At 60.1% G+C, this 17,117-nt stretch carries 9 protein-coding genes and 1 pseudogene; 7 read left to right on the top strand and 3 right to left on the bottom strand.

What is annotated here, in order from left to right; genetic code table 11:
* The first annotated feature begins 17 nt into the window (after nucleotides 1-17).
* The 6 genes and pseudogenes from D1Y84_RS17175 to D1Y84_RS17150 form a co-directional block, all read left to right on the top strand.
* Nucleotides 18-1,991 (top strand): TolC family protein, encoded by a 1,974-nt coding sequence (locus tag D1Y84_RS17175; protein ID WP_233581515.1) that lies wholly within the window; start codon nucleotides 18-20, stop codon nucleotides 1,989-1,991.
* A 103-nt stretch (nucleotides 1,992-2,094) separates the two neighbouring features.
* On the top strand, nucleotides 2,095-3,474 hold the full coding sequence (locus D1Y84_RS17170) for a sigma-54 dependent transcriptional regulator (protein WP_124849770.1): 1,380 nt from the start codon (nucleotides 2,095-2,097) through the stop codon (nucleotides 3,472-3,474).
* Nucleotides 3,464-4,912 (top strand): PAS domain-containing sensor histidine kinase, encoded by a 1,449-nt coding sequence (locus D1Y84_RS17165; RefSeq protein WP_124849769.1) that lies wholly within the window; start codon nucleotides 3,464-3,466, stop codon nucleotides 4,910-4,912. Before D1Y84_RS17170 ends, D1Y84_RS17165 begins: the two co-directional genes overlap by 11 nt.
* 747 nt (nucleotides 4,913-5,659) lie before the next feature.
* Nucleotides 5,660-6,535, top strand: coding sequence for an SGNH/GDSL hydrolase family protein (locus D1Y84_RS17160; RefSeq protein WP_158615552.1), 876 nt, complete (start codon nucleotides 5,660-5,662; stop codon nucleotides 6,533-6,535).
* Between the two features lie 152 nt (nucleotides 6,536-6,687).
* Nucleotides 6,688-7,869: an acyltransferase gene (locus D1Y84_RS17155; protein WP_158615551.1), complete on the top strand. Its 1,182-nt coding sequence runs from the start codon at nucleotides 6,688-6,690 to the stop codon at nucleotides 7,867-7,869.
* Between the two features lie 982 nt (nucleotides 7,870-8,851).
* Nucleotides 8,852-9,553 (top strand): annotated as a pseudogene (locus D1Y84_RS17150) (glycosyltransferase family 4 protein); the annotation flags it as partial.
* Here D1Y84_RS17150 and D1Y84_RS17145 read toward each other — a convergent pair.
* The gene (locus tag D1Y84_RS17145; RefSeq protein WP_124849765.1) at nucleotides 9,550-10,191 is read right to left on the bottom strand and encodes a TetR/AcrR family transcriptional regulator C-terminal domain-containing protein; all 642 of its coding nucleotides are present in this window, start codon (nucleotides 10,189-10,191) and stop codon (nucleotides 9,550-9,552) included. The pseudogene D1Y84_RS17150 and the gene D1Y84_RS17145 sit on opposite strands and share 4 nt — an antisense overlap.
* Nucleotides 10,192-10,302: 111 nt before the next feature.
* Between D1Y84_RS17145 and D1Y84_RS17140 the strand changes: the two genes are divergently transcribed.
* Nucleotides 10,303-11,277: a zinc-binding alcohol dehydrogenase family protein gene (locus D1Y84_RS17140; protein ID WP_124849764.1), complete on the top strand. Its 975-nt coding sequence runs from the start codon at nucleotides 10,303-10,305 to the stop codon at nucleotides 11,275-11,277.
* A gap of 121 nt (nucleotides 11,278-11,398) precedes the next feature.
* On the opposite strand, the gene D1Y84_RS17135 is transcribed toward D1Y84_RS17140, so the two are convergent.
* Together D1Y84_RS17135 and D1Y84_RS17130 are read right to left on the bottom strand one after the other, a co-directional pair.
* Nucleotides 11,399-15,100, bottom strand: a complete 3,702-nt coding sequence (locus D1Y84_RS17135; RefSeq protein ID WP_158615549.1) for a carboxypeptidase-like regulatory domain-containing protein — start codon at nucleotides 15,098-15,100, stop codon at nucleotides 11,399-11,401.
* 419 nt (nucleotides 15,101-15,519) lie between these two features.
* Nucleotides 15,520-17,073, bottom strand: coding sequence for a carboxylesterase/lipase family protein (locus D1Y84_RS17130; RefSeq protein WP_158615548.1), 1,554 nt, complete (start codon nucleotides 17,071-17,073; stop codon nucleotides 15,520-15,522).
* Nucleotides 17,074-17,117: the final 44 nt, after the last annotated feature.

The following is a 17,117-nucleotide window of genomic DNA, read 5'->3' as shown; positions in this document are numbered from 1 at the left end:
AAAGAAAGCGTATCGCTATGACTCGTAGTAAAGCTGGCATTATGGCCGCCATGATCGGCGCGGTCACTCTTCTGCTCACACCAACGCGGCAGTTCGCGCAGCAGGCAGACACCGCGATTCCACCAGCGCCGCAGCCGCGTGCCGAATCGCTGAATTTCACACGAGCTACCAGGGACAGCGCAGCCACGGGTGCCGTACCTTCGATCTCGCTTGATCTCCCACACTCTAGGAATCCACTGGATGCGTATCGCGGAGTCGCAATTCCTGTGCCGTCGCTCGCGAACTCTCCGCGTCTCGACAGCCTCATCCGCAACGGTGTCCTGGAACTTTCGCTGAAGGATGCGATCGCGCTCGCGCTTGAAAACAACCTGGACCTCGCCATCGCCCGCTATAACATTCCCATTGCCAAGGCGGATGTGCTGCGAACGCAGGCAGGCGGCAGCTTTCTCGGCGTAAATACAGGCGTGGTACAGAACACGCCTGGCGGCGGTGTGGGTGGGTTCGGCTCGGCATCGAGCGGTGCCGGTGCAGGGGGCACGTCAAGCGGTGCCGGCGGTGCGGGAGCAGGTGCCTCCGGTCTCGTGCAGTCAACGCTGGGCAATGGATCTGCAGTGTCTTCTTACGACCCCGACATCACCGGGACGATAGGCTACGCGAATAGCACCACCCCGCTTTCGAGCGAGGCTATCTATGGCGTTCCGACCCTCCTGAGTGGCAACTTTCAGGGGCAACTGAACTACGCGCAGGCTTTCGCCACGGGCACGAGTATCAGCATCACTTTCGAGTCCGACCGCGTCACATCCAACAGTCCTTTCAGCTTTCTCACTCCGGAGCTCGACAGTTCCTTTCAGGCAGAACTGCGTCAGCATCTGCTTTCCGGCTTCGGCGTGGGCCCAAATCTTCGTTACCTGCGCATCGCGCGCAACAATCAGAAAATCTCTGACCAGGCATTTGAGTTGCAGGTGGTCTCCACCGTCGCGCAGATCGCCAACATCTACTGGGACCTCGTTGCTGCCTATGAAGACGAGCAGGTGAAGACGCGTTCCATCGAGTTTGCGCAGCAGACACTCGCCTCAGCGCGCAGGCAGTTAGAGCTGCAAGCCATTCCCGCGCTCGATGTGGTGAAGGATGAAGCCGAGGTGGCGAACCGGGAACAGGACCTGACGATCGCTCGTTCGCAATTGCAGTTCCAGTCGTTGTTGATCAAGAATGCTCTCACCAGGAATCTGGACGACCCCACCTTAGAGGCCATGCCTGTGCGTCCCACGGATCTGGCGACCGTAGAAAGTACCGATGTGCCTAGCGGCTCCGCCAACGATGACATGGTGGTGCGAGCGCTCGGCCGACGAATTGAACTCACAGAGTCAGACATCGATCTGCAGAATAGAAAGATCAGCCGGGATGCTGTGAAGAACGCCCTGCTGCCGCAGGTGGACCTGGTGGGCTACTACGGCGGCACGGGACTTGCCGGCATGAACAATCCGCTTTCGACGACAACCTCGACTGCGCCCAGCACGTACGGCGGAGCGTTCGTCAACTCCTTCAACAATTCGGCGCCCAACTACTACGTAGGGGTCAACGTGAACGTGCCGATCCGCAACCGGGTCGCCAAGTCGGACCAGGTGCGTTCGGAGTTGGAGGCGCGGCAGGCCGAGATCCGGCTGCAGGAATTGCGCAAACAGATTCGCATCGAAGTACGCAATGCGCAGTATGCCCTTGACCAGTCGCTGGCGCGCGTGACTGCAGCCATGAAGGCACGGGACCTGCAACAGCGCTCGTTCACCATCACAGAGAAGGAGCAGGCGCTGGGAGCTGGGTCGGCACTGCAAACGCTTGCCGCGCGCCACGATCTGGCCACGGCAGAGTCCGCGCTCGTGGCTGCTCGCACGGACTATCAAAAGGCTAAGGTCGAACTCGATCGCGCAACCGGCAGAACGCTTGACGCCAACGCTATCTCGATTACATCCGCGCGAGTCGGGACGCAGCAGTAGCGGTTCATCGCTTGCTGCCGTCAGAGCACCACGCACGGCTGCGCTCGATCGCTCAGTTCCAGCGAGTGAGCCAGCCCTGCATCCCCTATCATGAGGATCAAGCATGGCGAACGCAGCAAACCCGAAAGGTCGCCTTCTTGTCGCGGACGACCAGCACCACATCCTGGAAGCCCTGCGCCTGTTGCTGAAGCCGCAGGGCTACCTGGTGGAGTACGCGTCGAGCCCGGCAGAGATCCTCGACAGGCTGGCCTCGGCGGAGTTCGATGGTTTGCTTGCAGACCTCAACTACACGCGGGACACGACGTCTGGCCGCGAGGGGCTTGACCTGGTTGCGGCCGTTCGTCTTCGCGAGGCTTACCTGCCGATCATCGTGATGACTGCATGGGCGAATGTTGACCTCGCCGTGCAGGCCATGCAGCGCGGAGCGAACGACTTTGTTCAAAAGCCCTGGGAGAATGAGCGCCTGCTGACGATCCTGCGTACCCAGATGGAGCTTTCGCAGGCACGCCGCCGCACCCAGCGTCTCGAAACAGAGAACCAGCTACTGCGGGCAGAAGGTGCACCGGATTTCATCGCTGAAGCGCCTGCGATGCAACCGGTGGTGGACCTGATGACGCGCATCGGGCCGTCCGACGCAAACATCCTCATCACCGGCGAGCATGGCACCGGCAAAGAGGTTGTGGCGCAAACGCTGCACCGGCTCTCGCATCGTGCGGAGCGATCATTGATCGCGGTGAACACCGGCGCGCTCCCTGAAGGAACGTTTGAGTCGGAGCTGTTCGGCCACGTGAAGGGCGCATATACCGATGCACGTGCGGACCGGATCGGCCGCTTCGAACTTGCTTCTGGCGGCACGCTTTTCCTGGACGAAATCGCTAACATTCCACTGCGGCAACAGGCCAAGCTGCTGCGCGTTCTTGAGACAGGAGAGCTGGAACGCGTCGGCTCATCGCAGACACGTAACGTGGATGTGCGCGTGCTCTCCGCTACCAACGCCGACCTGCGAGCAGACGCGGCACAGGGCAGTTTTCGCGAGGACCTGCTCTTTCGGCTCAATACCGTGGAGATCCACCTGCCCACCCTGCGGGACCGCCGCGAAGATATACCCCTGCTGGCAGCCCACTTCCTGGCTCGATATGCGAGCCGCTACCGCAAGCAGGTTTCCGGCTTTGAGCCCGCGACCCTGGCTCTCATGCTGGCCCATCCCTGGCCCGGGAACGTACGCGAACTCGACCACACGATGGAGCGCGCGGTCTTAATGACGCGCACGCCCAGCGTGCAACCGGCAGATCTTGGCCTGGTCTCTCGCGCCGCAGACCTCGGATCGGGTATCTCGCTCGACGAGCTTTCGCTTGAAGCTGTGGAAGCACTTCTGATTCGTAAAGCCCTTGCGAGGAGTAGTGGCAACGTCTCGCACACAGCTGAGGCGCTTGGATTGTCGCGCGGCGCGCTCTACCGGCGCATGGAAAAGTATGGTCTTTGATCCGCATCGAAGCCGGAAGAGGAACCCTTTACCGCACGAGCTGATCGACAACTCGTCAGGCGTTAAGGACCGCTCCTTCAGCTTTGAACATCGCATACTTGCTTGGCTGCTCGCGGCCGGCATTGCGGTCTGTTGCCCGTGTCTGTTGCTTCTGCACCGACTCGGACTTACACGATTGGAGATTGCGGCGTTTACATGCCTTCTGGTGGGTGCTTATACCCAGCTCGCCAGGCTCTTTTTCAAGCAACTCTTGCGACCGCTGCAAACACTCGCCAATATCATTGCAGCCATTCGTGAAGAGGATTACAGCTTTCGCGCCCGGCGTGGTCGTCGTGGCGATACAGTCGGCGATCTGACATTGGAAGTGAACGCACTGAGCAGCACGCTGCAGCGACAACGCGCAGAGGTCCAGGACGCGCTCAGCCTGCTTGAGCGTGTCTTGACATCGATGCATTCCCCGGTCGTTGCGTTCGATAATGCTACGCGGCTGCGTGTGATTAATAGTGCGGCGCGGGAAACATTCGCGCTTGGCGCGTCGGACCCGATCGGGCGCACAGCAGCAGAGCTGCAGCTGGATCAACTGCTCGCGCTGCCTGATCAGGGGCTCTACCCCGGGGCAGCTACGCTTGAGTCTCCTGTCTTCAAGACAAGTGCAGCGATCCGCTGGTCGGTGCGGCGCACGACGTTCCGCCTGCATGGCTTACCACATACGTTGCTGGTCCTGTCTGACGTCGCTGCAGTGCTTCGCGAGGAGGAGCGGCTTGCGTGGCAGCGACTCATTCGGGTGCTATCGCATGAAATCAACAACTCGCTTACGCCAATCAGTTCCATCGCGGGCAGCTTGGCGCGCCTGACCGAAAGGCTTCCTCTAGACGCGCGCGAGGACTTTGAGCGCGGACTGTTTGTGATAGAAGATCGCGCTGCTTCGCTCAACCGTTTTCTGCAGGCGTATCAACGTCTCGCGCATTTGCCTGCTCCGACTCTCCAAGCTGTCTCCGCCGAGAGAATTGTAACGAGCACGGCGCAGATGGAAACACGCATGCCCCTCAACCTTGTTGTGGGTGAAACCGTTATCATGCTCTGCGATCCTGACCAGGTACAGCAAGCACTCATCAATCTTTTGCAGAATGCAGTGGACGCGGCACTAGCTCATGAAGCGGAATCAAACACGAGGGCTCTCGTGACATTCACCTGGACTGTGACCGCAGCCGAAATCACTTTCGTGATAGAAGACAGCGGGCTCGGCATTGAAGATGCGAGCAACTTATTCGTGCCGTTCTACACCACAAAGCCGAAGGGCTCCGGCATCGGGCTGGTGCTGGCGCAACAGATTGCTAGCGCGCATCACGGACGCGTCGCGATCTTGTCAAGCAAAACAAAGCCCGGCTGTACGGCAACCCTGAGCCTGCCGCTTTCTCGCACAATCGGTGGACGATAGCCATTCATCAAGGCTGGCACAGCGGCAGAATAATGGATCCATGTTTGCCCCTCGCGAACGCCGAGCTTGGATAAAAACGCGGACCATCCGACCCAATCACGTTGGATCTTCATTTCAAAAAACAAGCGCATAGCTGGCAGTGTGGCGAGAAGCGCTGCTTCGTGCGTACACGTCGGCGGTGCGCTTACTTGCTTTATCTCGACCGGTAGAGGGTGCGCACAAAGCCCAATCACGGCGAGTCGTTCCTGCACGTCTCCGCCAGTTTTGTACTTTCATTACCCATTCGACGATAAAGCTGTTACTTGAACGCGGATTAGTCACCATGCTTGCAGGTTAGGCAGTAAAAGATGCAGCCAAATGGGATCTCCCTTCAGAATGCGCAGGAATTTACTAGAGCGTTTGCCATGAACCAGTTAGGCTGGTGGGAGTCGGAGTTACGAGGCATTTCCCACCGGCGCCAGTATCTGCTACAGGTTCGCCAGCAGCATGACTCTGCAGCACGTGGCGTGGAGAGTCGGAGTCACCGCGGAGGAATGGTGACTGCCTTCGCTGCTTCCGTTATCGTACGACTCTGAAGTACGCACCACTGCTTAGGCCGAAAAAGGGATGATCATGCCGCACGCGTCCGCCACTACCTTGCCCTCCGCACCTGCTGTTCCGCCGCGCACAGCGCCAAAGCGGACCTTGGCGCGCGCGGGTCAATGTCTGCTCTATCTGCTCGTGGCCCTGTTCATCTTGGAGGTAGGGTTGCGGCTGATTCTGGGCCTTGGGGACAGGCCGCTCATGCAGGCAGACCATGCGGCAGGGTACGTGCTCAAGCCGAATCAGCATCTGTTTCGCTTCTTTGCCCACACGGATGTCAACAGCTTCAGCATGCGGTCTCCAGAGGTGATGGTGATGAAACCGGCCGGCACCTACCGTGTCCTGCTGGTTGGCGATTCGATGACATACGGGGGCACGCAGGTAGACCAGAAAAAGATCTTCGCGTCGCTGCTGGCGACAGAGCTTCCCGCGCAGCTCCATCGGCCGGTCGAGGTCCTCAATGCTTCGGACTCAGCTTATGGAATCGGCAACGAACTGGGCTACTTGCAATCGCGCGGAACGTTCAATGCCGACCTGGTTCTGCTGGTCTTGAACTCTGGCGATATGGGCCAATCCACGTCTACCCTGGCCGATGTTGGTGGCGAGTCATCCACCACGAAGTCGCCCTGTGCGCTCTGTGAGCTTTGGACGCGGTATGTCGGTCCGCGCCTGTTTCACATCAAGCGAAAGCTGGACGCAGGCTCGCAGTTTGGTTCGGACTCCCCTGCGAACGTAGGTCCGAATCTCGAGAGGCTGAACGAGTTTCAGCAGGCTGTTGCAGGCAATCATGCACGGATGGGCGTCGTGTTTCTAGCTGCGCGTTCCTGGATCCACAACAGCGCGGAAGCCGCCGCTACGCCGTCGCTGGTGCAATGGGCCGCTCAGCACCAGGTCCCTCTGCTTGATGTCACGGGTGCCGAGATGCCTTACAGTTCGAAAGAGATCACGCTGGATGGTATCCACTTCAACGCCAAGGGACACCGCATCGCCGCCACGGCGATAGAGCAACACTGGGCTGAACTCACCACGCCTTTACCCTAGAGCGGGAGTGCAGGTGGTCGTTGGTGTGCCTATTCGCGCACGAAAACGAACTGTAGACACTCGAATCCCGCATCACTTGGACACTTGTGTCGTTGTGGCACCGCAGTCTAGAACCAAAATCTATGCAGCATGGGCGTTTGATGGAGACACACATGACAGACCGCACGCAGACTGTCAGGGCACAATTTGTGCTGCCGCGGCATCTGCCTTCCCTCGACTATTTGCGCGGAACGGCGATCTTGTTGGTGCTGCTCTTTCATGGGTACGGAAGCGTCGACTGGGTTCGCATGCTTGGCACGGTGCCCGGATCTCTGCTCGATGCGCTGGTCGGGGAATGCAACTACGGCGTTCATTTGTTCTTTCTGCTTTCCGGCTTCCTGATCACCACTATTCTCCTGCGGGGCCGGAGCAAACCGAGCTACTACCGCGAGTTCTACATAAAGCGCGCTCTGCGGATCCTGCCAGTATTCGTGGTGGTGCTGATCACGCTCAAGATCTTCCTGCCGATCAGTTGGCGATTCTTCTTCGCCAGCTGCCTTTTCCTGTCCAACTTCGCGCCTCTCTTTGGTGCCCCCTCAGGAGAGTACGGTCCGCTCTGGTCGCTCTGCGTAGAAGAGCACTTCTATCTTCTATGGCCCAGTTGTGTGCGACACCTGAAAGAGGTAAAGCTGCTGCCACTGCTGGCTAGTGTTATCGTGCTTGAACCGGTGCTGCGTGTCTTGGCGATTCGCCACAATGCACACATTGACATTCGATTCAAGACACCCTTCCTGCTCGACTACATAGCCTACGGAGCCCTGCTGGCGACTCTGCTCCATCGCGGCAGGATTCACCAGGCAAATATTCGCCGGGTGGCAGTCAGTCTCCTCGCGATGAGCGCGCCACTGGTGCTGTTGACGTTGTACCTTGCAGCCTTTCACAACAGCAATAGTCTGGTGGCGCTTCGAGCCTTGCCGTGGATGTGGCTGTGCGCCGGCATGCTCCTCTTCGGGCTCTACCGTGACGCTGCAAGAACTGGACGGGTAGGCGCAACAGAAAGAACCCCGGGCTTCCTCGGCTTCCTTGCGTATATAAGCTACGGCCTGTACCTGTTCCAATTGTTCGTGAGCGAAAAGCTTTGGCGGTTGGTGAATGAACTGCTCCATCACCTTGGCTTATCGAACCTGACACTGCAGAGTGGAGCCTTTCTTGTCTGCGCGAGTGTTTCGGTCCTGGTAGCGTATCTATCCCGCAGGTTCTTCGAGCAGCCTTTCTTGAATTTGAAGAGTCGCCTGTTAGGCCAGCCAGTGAGAGAAGAGGTTGTGCTCGCTCGAACAAAGGTCGAAGTGGTCTAGCCGCTTTCTCCTGAGCAGCCGGTGCTGCCGGCGGACGTGCATCCTAGTCGCGCGATCTCCGCCGCGGCTGAGATTGCATCACAACCTGCCGCAGATGGACTGAGCGCGCATGGTACTGCACAACGCGGTCCTGCGACGTGGAGCTATACCTCATCGAGCCATAGTCTTCGACCTGGTTGCACGCTTCGCCGACCGGGGGGAACTGGCAGGAAGCGTTGAACGTATGAGTGCGTCCGGCCTCGTGCCTAGTTGTTGGCGAAGATGAGATAGTTCCACTGTAATCTCCTTGGATTTACTTGCCAGTCGGTCAACCTCCAGAATGAGCTCTGACGAACTTGCCGCGGCGGTGAGGGATTCGCCTTTGTCTGTAGCGCGTGAGCTACCCCGAAGCCATACCTCCAGCTCCTCCGCGAAGGCCATCACAGCTGTGCGCGGACGGTTTGCAGGTCTGTGTACAGGCAGGCCAAAGTGAAGTTCCCAGCGCTGCACGGTGCGCGTGCCTCGCTGAAGGTAGGCGCTGATTTCTTTCCACCCGTTGAGTCTCTGCTGTTCCATGCGTTCCGTTCCCCCTGGCGAGGAAAGAGCTACGCCGATACACGCGGCAGATTAAAGGTAGGCGCTGACCATTGCTTCGGTCAGAGCGCCAACGGCAAGTCAGAAACGGTACGGGAAAGTAGTGGGGATCGAGAAGAGAAGTTGTGGATCTGCCGGGTGGTAATACGCAGATGCCGATGCAGGAAGCACGCGGATGCCGAACTGCAAGCTTTACAAGCGGGGGAGGGTGAGGTGTTCAAGATGGCACGCAAGCTGCGGCTGCGGCGTGCCGCGCCGCCTGCTGGTAGATAAAGCGAAAAGCGGCGTAATTGCGTTGCGCCGTGTACTTGCTCTCAAACTCTTCTCGTGCGGATCGACGCATGCGAGCCGCGAAGACAGGGGTATCTAGCAAGGAGCGAACAGTGCGCGCGAGGCTCTCCTCGCGTCCGCCAACCTCGTGTTCGCAACCAACCATGAGACGCGGTCTCTCCTGCTCCGCGCAGGGGCTGAACGCGTGGAGCTGTTTCTCGATGGGGCGTTTACCCCGAAGGATGGACAGATAGCGCCCAAGACCAAGGGTGATGGCCTAACACTCCTCTGGGCCGGACGCATCGTGACGCAGAAGGGTCTCCCGATCGCGCTGCGTGCAGTTGCTGCGTGCAGCAAGAAGGAGGTGCGCATGGTCGTAGCAGGCACGGGCGAGACAGAGGACGCGATGAAGGGTCTGGCTCGCTCGCTGGGACTCGAAGACCGGGTGACCTTTCTTGGCCGCGTTTCCCCCGAGGCAATGGCGGCTCTGTTCGATCGCTGTGACGCTTTGATCTTCACGAGCCTCCGTGAAGCTTTTGGCACCGTGATCCTGGAGGCTGCGGGGCGCGGCCTGCCGGTGATCGGCTTGAATCATCAGGGCCTACGAGCGTTTGTGCCCGATGCCGCTTCCGTCAAAGTGGAGCCCGGCAGCCTCCCGCAAATGGTACGAGGGTTTGCCGATGCATGTGATTGTCTGGCAGCAGACCCGCAACGGCTGCGCAGCATGTCCGAGGCGGCACTGCAGTTTGCGTCGGAACAAACGGCCGAGCGCCGCGCTGTCAGCATGCTGCACTTTTATGAAGAACTGCTCAGTGGACCTGCAGGCAGGGTCTTGACTTAGTCTGATTGTTTCAATGCTTCTGCTCCCGCAATGATGAGTGCCAGTCCCTCCTTGTAGCGGCGGTTATACCCATCGAAGAGAATGGTGTTGGCCTGCCGGTGATGAGGAAACAGCGCCGGATCTAGCCGCGCGCGGCGCGCTTCCAGTGCATACAGGGGAGAGCGCATGCCTGGAGTCGGAAAGACGGCCTGTTCCTCCATGACGAAGCTGAGGGTGTAGTTGTAGATGGTGCTCAGGAGCACAACCGCTTCGCGAAGCGCGAAGTGAGAACCAATCATCCTTGCGCCGAAGGCTTCACCAGCCTTTAGAGGCTCCGTGCTGGTTAGCCTGGTTCCGCTGACCATGCGAGCCCCGTCACGGTACGCCAGCAACGTTTTGCGCAGGCCGTGCCCGTACGTGGAGGCCCAGACCTGCCAGTCCGCAGATGGGCGCCGCGGGACCAGGCCGGACGCACCCTCCACCAGCACAGTGGTCGCCATCTCGTCGAGAAGCTCCTGCTTGTCCTTGAAGTGCCAATAGATAGCAGCCGCCTGCACGTTGAGCTTTGTAGCCAGGCGCCGAAGCGTAAGCTGCTCCAGTCCCACCTCGTTGAGCAGTTCCAGTCCCGCACCTGCGACGATTGCCTTGTTGACTTTCATGCATCCAGCATACGGGAGCGGTCATCTGGTTATTGAACGCTGTTCAATAATGAGTGGCTGGTCGCAGTAACTGCTCGACAGAGTCGGCGGCCGGACGCAAGGAGACGCACGATGAAAGCAGCAATCGTAACGGGCGCAGGGAAGACGCCGATCTACGGAGAGTTCAACGACGCTGTTGTCCACGGAGACGAGGAACTCATCACGGTACGCGCAGCTGCGCTGAGCAACGTGACCAGATCCAGGGCGTCGGGGGTTCACTATAGCGCCGCAGGGGTCTACCCCGCAGTGGCTGGCGTGGATGGCGTCGGGCTCATGAAAGATGGAACACGCGTGTATTTCGCGATGCCCGAGGCGCCCTGGGGCGCGCTTGCCGAGCTTTGTCCCATGCATCCCAGGCGCTGTGTAGACATTCCGGATGCCCTGGATGACATCACCGCTGCCGCGATCGCGAACCCCGGCATGTCAGCGTGGGCTGCCCTGATGGAGCGCTCGCATTTCACCGCTGGTGAGACGGTGCTCGTCCATGGTGCCACCGGAACCGCCGGCAGGATCGCCGTCCAGCTGGCCAAGTACCTGGGAGCCGCAAGGGTCATCGCGACGGGCCGAAACGTGGAGGAACTTGAGGAGTTGAGACAGCTCGGCGCCGATGTCACGATACCGTTCGCGCTGGGCCCAGGCCACGCCGCCGCTCGCGGCGAATTCGAGGAAGCGCTGGCAGCGACATTCCAGCAAGGCATCGATGTAGTGATCGATTATCTTTGGGGTGAGAGCGCCCTGATGGTCATTGCGGCCTTGGCGAAGACCGTCGCAGAGAAGTCTGTCCGCTTCGTGCATGTTGGAAGCGCCAGCGGTGAAAGAAACATCGAGCTTCCGGGAGCCGCACTTCGCTCTGCGGCGATCACTCTGATGGGTTCCGGCGTAGGAAGTGTCAGCAGGAAGGGCCTGGTGCAATCCGTTCGCCATGTCTTTGAAGCGGTTGCGCCTGCCGGCTTGAAGATCGCTACGAAGTCTGTCCCGCTTGCAGACGTCGCATCGGTGTGGGATTCGGCCAAGGGCAAACCACGCGTCGTTTTCACCATCGGCTGAAGCCTTGCGTAACTGCCCGGGTCGTTCCACGCGAACAGCCTTGTCGTGATGGAGCAAAAGCGAGAGGCGATCGCATTATGCTCGATCGCCTCTCGGATAAGTGACTTCCTGTTGCTTTGACTTAGAACTCGATGCGGCCTGAGAGCTGCAGCACGCGAGGTTTGCCGTTCATTGCGGTGAGCTGCCCGAAGTTGCTCGCGGCAGTGATGTTGACCTGGCCACCGTAGCTTCCGTAATCGAGGTCATCGAAGTTCGGGTGGTTGAAGACGTTGAAGGCATCCGCGCGGAATTTGAAGTTCACGTTCCGTTCCGGAATCAGCGCAAACGTCTTCGCCAGACCGGCATCGGTGTTGAAGTAGTTGGGTCCACGAAGGATGTTGCGGCTGCCGATCGTCAGGCCATCCGGTCCGGAGAATGCCGCTGCTGCCGCAACGGGATCAGCGAAGACAGTGACGGAGCCATTCGAAAGCTTGTGGATGCCACGACGGACTGCGTGCGTGTCCCCGTTAAAGATCGCCGGGGCGTCGTTTGAGAAGCCCGCGACGAAGGCGTTGGAGAGGGGCGACCATGCCTGCCCGCTATGCCAGGAAGGGATGCCGCTTACACTCCAGCCACCAATGACCTCGTCGGCAATCATCGGCAGGTTGCTGCCGAAGGACCGTCCGCGGCCAAAGGGCAGGGCGTAGGTAAAGTCGCTGGTGATGTAGTGCGTGGTGTCGAAGTCAGAGTTGCCACGGCATTCGCGCGGGTGAACTGCATCGCAGACAAAACCATAGCCGCTCGCGGCGCCATCGTTCGCAACTTCGGAGGTGTTGTCGATGGAGTGCGACCAGGTGTAGTTCACATCGAACTGCACACCATGGCTAAGGTTCTTCTGGAGCGTCACCAGCAGACCACCGTAGCTTGAGAAACCCTTGTTGGTGAAGATGGTGTTTTCACCAAACTGGGCCGACATGCCAACATTGGGTTGCAGGTTCGGAGAGAGCGCTTGGATGAAGTCGCCAAAGTCGCCGATTTGCACAAGGTTCGGGTTCGAGGAAGCAGCGGCCGAGGTGTTGTTCGGCAGGTTGCCCTTGTAGTTGGGACCCAACTGGTGTTCGAACCACGGCTCTGCGGGAAGGCTTGCCGGGCTCTTGCCGGCGCGCACTTCCCGCTCGATGTTCTGCATGGCCTGGTTCATCGTCTGACCCGATGCGGAATCGGTGAAGTCGATGAGCTGGGCTGCGTCAGCCTGCGCCAAAAGTCTGCGGCCGAAGCGACCGACGTAGTTGACCTTGAGCACCGTGTTGCCTGCGAACTGGTGCTGCATGCCGAAGCTGAGCAGGATCGAATAGGGTGTTTTGAGGCTTGGATCCAGTGTTGTGTTGAACTGGCCTTCCTGCAGCCCGACCGGTACGCCATTTGTCACCCATGGCTGAAATGGCGCTTTGGGCGTCGCGGGAGCCGAAACGGTCGGTGCCGAAGCGATGCGGGGGTCAGTGGCGACAGAACCCGTCGCGTTCGAATTGTCGCCGTTCTGGTTGGTGACGTTCTGCTGGAACAGGTAGGAAAACTCGATCTGCTGGTTCAGGATCGCGTTGATCACGGTGCGGTCATAGACGATGCTCGCGCTGCCGTTGAAGACCGTCTTCGGATCAAAGCTGGGGCTGAAGGCGAAGCCCAGGTGCGGAGCGAAGTCCAGGAAGTTGGAGTGATAGAAACCCGGACCATTGTTCTTCTTACCCCCAAGCACGTATGTCACCAGCGGCACCGAGTTGTTGCCCGTGATGCCGGCTGTGCTCTGGGTTTCGCGGGCCGCAAAGTACTGGTCAAAGGTGGTCGTCTGGATGGTTTCCAGCCCTTGGGTTTCGTAAGGAACGGTGAAGAACTGGTAGTTCAAACCGGCATTGATCGTGAGGTGCGGATTGACCTTCCAGCTGTCGCTGATATACGGCTGCATCTGGTAGTCGACCCACTTGCGGGTGTTCGCCGAGGGCTGCGGCAGCACGGTGCCTGCGGCCGTGTAGTTGAACGTCCCGCCGGTACTGGCAACGCGGCCCAGCGAGGACACAAAGGCGTTGTCGTAATACTCCGACGCGGTGCTGTTCGACGGGAGCAGGTTGGCGGGCTCGAGGCCGGGCGTGCTGTACACGTGGCCGCCAAGACCGATGTTGTAGCTGTCATAGCCGCTGGTCGTGGCGACCATGTAGTGGATCCACTTGAAGTAGCCGCCCAGCTCCACCTGGTGGCGTCCCAGCGTCCAGGTGAAGTTATCGTTCACCTGCGAGACAACTACGTGGCGATTGGACGCCCCCGACGGGCTGGAGTACGGGTTGTCCACGAGCGTCGGCGTGAAGCCATTGAAGAAGCTGAGCTGGTATAGCCCTTCAGCGTTCTGCGGCTGCGAGTAGTTGTAGTCCGCAACCGTGCTGCCGTAGGTGAACTGGTTGAACTTCGACTGGCTGATCTCCCAGTCCATGCCGGCGGCATAACGGTAGCTGCGATCCACGAACTGCTGCGATGCCGGATCGCCGGGGAACTGCTCGGCGCCATCGACCTGGTTCTCGCGCGCAACGTTGCCGATGCCATAGAACTTAATCTGCGGGCTGAACGCGTAGTCCACACGTCCGGTGTAGTTCGTCTTGTTGTCCGGTTCCGGAGAGTTGAAGCGGAAGCCGCCGCTATTGAGTCCGTCACCGTAAGTCAAGTCATTCGCTGCAGGATAGCGGCTGTTGAGCAGCGCGAACACCTGCGGGCTCTCGCCGACGTGCGCCGGGTCCATCTGCTGCACCTGGGTCGGACTGAGCGAGGAGATGCAACTCGGATCTGTGTTCAAGCGCGCCGCTGAGGTGCAACCCGCATTGTTGTTGAGGTACGAGATGGTGCCGGCAGCGAATGCTGGCAGAGGCACGGTACGTTCGACGGCAGTCTGCTCTGCAATGCGCGAGCCCAAGTAGTTGAAAAAGAAGAACAGCTTGTCGTGCAGGATTGGGCCACCCACGGAACCGCCGAACTGGTTCTGCACCAGCTCGGGCTGCGCGACGCCATCATTGGCATCGAACCAGTCGTTCGCGGTGGTGGAGTTGTCGCGGTGGTACTCGTTGATGTTGCCGTGCCACTCGTTGGTACCGCTGCGGGTAACCAGTTGGAACTGGCCGCCGCCGCCCGGACCATTGTCCGCGCTGAAGCCCGCGGTTGTGCCGCGAAATTCCTGGATGGAGTCAACCGGGGCATTGCCGGTGATCACGGTAAAGTTTCCGTTGGCCAGGTCATTCGTGTCCAGGCCATCGACCGTTACGTTGTTCTGGTCGGTACGGGCACCGGTGGTCGCGCCGCCTAATGTGATGCCGGGCTGCAGCGTAAAGAGCACGCTCGGCGAGCTGCGGTCGTACACAGGCAGGTCCTGCAGCTTCGACACTTCGAAGTTGTTGCCGATGGTGGCATCAGTCGTGTTCAACGTCACCGCGTTGCCATCGGCATTGACCTTGATCTCTACACTGGCGCCGCCGGGAGTCAACTGCACGTTCTGAGTGCGCGTGTTCGCCACGTCCACGTACACATTCTTGACTGCGTACGGGGAGAAGCCGGGGGTGGTGACATCGATCTGGTAGCCGGGGCCCGGCGGAATGTTCGACAACCGGTAGGAACCGGCAGAATCAGACTTGACCTGGTACTTGACGCCCGTAGACGGGTTGGTCAATACAACAGTGACACCGGGAATGACAGCGCCTGCGGGGTCGGTGACAACGCCTGTCACAGATGCGGTGGTCTGGCTCAACGCAACGGTCGAAGCCAGAACAAGCTGTGAGAGAACGATGGTCCGGCGGGATGATGATCTCAGCAATGCGTGATTCTCCTCAGGGGGAACTCGATAGCGGCCTCTGTAATCACGACTCAAGGCTGAGATCGTGATTACGGGCGGCTCTTGGAGAGGAGCAGTGCAATCACAGGACCAAAGTGAAATGTCCATTTCCGGGCATCTTTTCCGACCAAGGGTCACCCTGTTCTATGGTTTGGTGGATGAGATTTTGTATTTAATCCACAATGCCGGATGGCATGTGCGCTCCGCGACGAAAATTCACTCCTGCTGTTGCAATTGAGGAGAATTTATGTTCATGGCGTGCCATGCTCATTAGCGGGGCAGCTTCTTGCCCTGTCACAGCCCTGTCACAGCCCTGGAACAGCCCTGGAACAACCCTGGAACGGCCCTGGAACAACCCTGGACCGGCTCCGCAGCAGCGCGCCCAAGGACGCGCCCTGCCATCACAACGAGCCACTCCACAAGAGCATTTCCCCGGCGTGTGGCTGCTGTTCGACCCGGCTCTCGCGATCGAGGATCAGGGTCGAGCGAGCCTGGGCGTCATAGCGCGGCCACGATGGCAGCCCCGTGGCCGCAGGCGCGTCTCCCTTGATGAACGTGACCCAGGCCGTGTGCATCTGTGTCGCCAGTGCAGCTTCGGCTGCACCTTTGCTGTGCCCGGGTGCCTGCCATACAAATCGCAGCTCGAGTGAGTGAAATGCATAACCGCGCAGCCGCCCGGCGTTCTCGCTGTAGTCGAAGCGGTACATCCAGGTCGCGCACCCCGCGCCAGCAGCAGCCTCCGCCACGCGCAACGAAGGGATCCAGTACTCCTCCGCGGTGACCGCACGAATGCAGCGATCGGAAACAGACAGCTTCGGGTAGATCGCTGCGTAGCGCGCCAGGATTGGATCAAATGCTTCGAGCGACAGATTGCCCAGGTCGGAGCGGGTGGGTTGGGCGCCGGGCGTGGGTCCCAGGAAGAACGCACTCTCATCCAGGTTGGTGCCGATCAACAATCGCCTGCCGCGCGTGCTGCCAGTGGCCACGTTCTCCAGGGGCAAACGTGTCAGCAGGTCGCCATCGATCTGCGGGCGCAAAGGGAAGTGTCGCGGCCAGATAGCCATGAACCGCTCCTGCGCTTGCAGCAGATCGGCTGGCGCGGCACGCAGCGCGTCGACGGTGTTTCCGCTTTGTCCCCGCCACTGCTTGCTGAAGCCTTCGCCGACGGTGCGCGCCTGCTGCGTTGACCAGACCCGCTCCGCTCCGCCGCTCTCCGAGATCGCGCTTTGAAACAGCAACTGCGCTGCGGGCACGCCGAGCAGGATGTCGGTAAGCTTGGCCCCTGCCGACTGTCCGCCCACTGTGACCCGGGCGGGATCGCCACCAAAGGAGGCAACGTGTGTTTGTGTCCAGCGGAGCGCCGTGATGAGGTCGTGCAGGGCATTGTTGGCGGAGCCGGCGTAGGAGGGCCCGAGCAGGGGCTCCACATCCAGAAAGCCAAACACTCCCAGCCGATACGCCACCGTGATGCAGACGATTCCGTCCCGCGCGAACCGCGCGCCGTCCGCCATGGGGTCGGACGCAGAGCCCGCCGTGAAGCCTCCTCCATGGATCCACACCAGCACCGGGAACGGGCCCGGCCCCTCCGGCGTCCACAGGTTGAGGTACAGGCAGTCCTCACTCGTAGGGCCCTGCGGGTGTGTTTGCAGGGCTGTCGGCGCAGCGCTGTTTGCATCGCGAATGCCAGGCCATGGCACGACCGGCGAGGTGGGTCGAAAGCGAAGCGGACCCACGGGCGGCGCTGCATAGGGCACGCCACGAAACACGCGCACTCCATCCTGGAGCGTGCCTCGCAGCTTGCCGCTCGGCGTGCTGACCACGCTCGGGAACGAGGTCGCAAAGGAGGATTGTGCCAGCAGCGCCGCGGCATGGCTGCCCAGGGGGAGAGCTTTTGCCGCTGCTGGAACAGCCGCAGCCGCGGTGGAGATCAGGAAGTTGCGTCGCGAGGTATGCACGCTTCTTTCTATCCTGAAAATCTGCCGCGTGCGCCTGCGTTTGC

Origin of the sequence: Acidipila sp. EB88 (genome assembly GCF_003858395.1) — a bacterium.
In the GTDB taxonomy this organism is placed as follows: Bacteria; Acidobacteriota; Terriglobia; order Terriglobales; family Acidobacteriaceae; genus EB88.
This window is presented reverse-complemented; position numbering and strand designations above follow the sequence as displayed.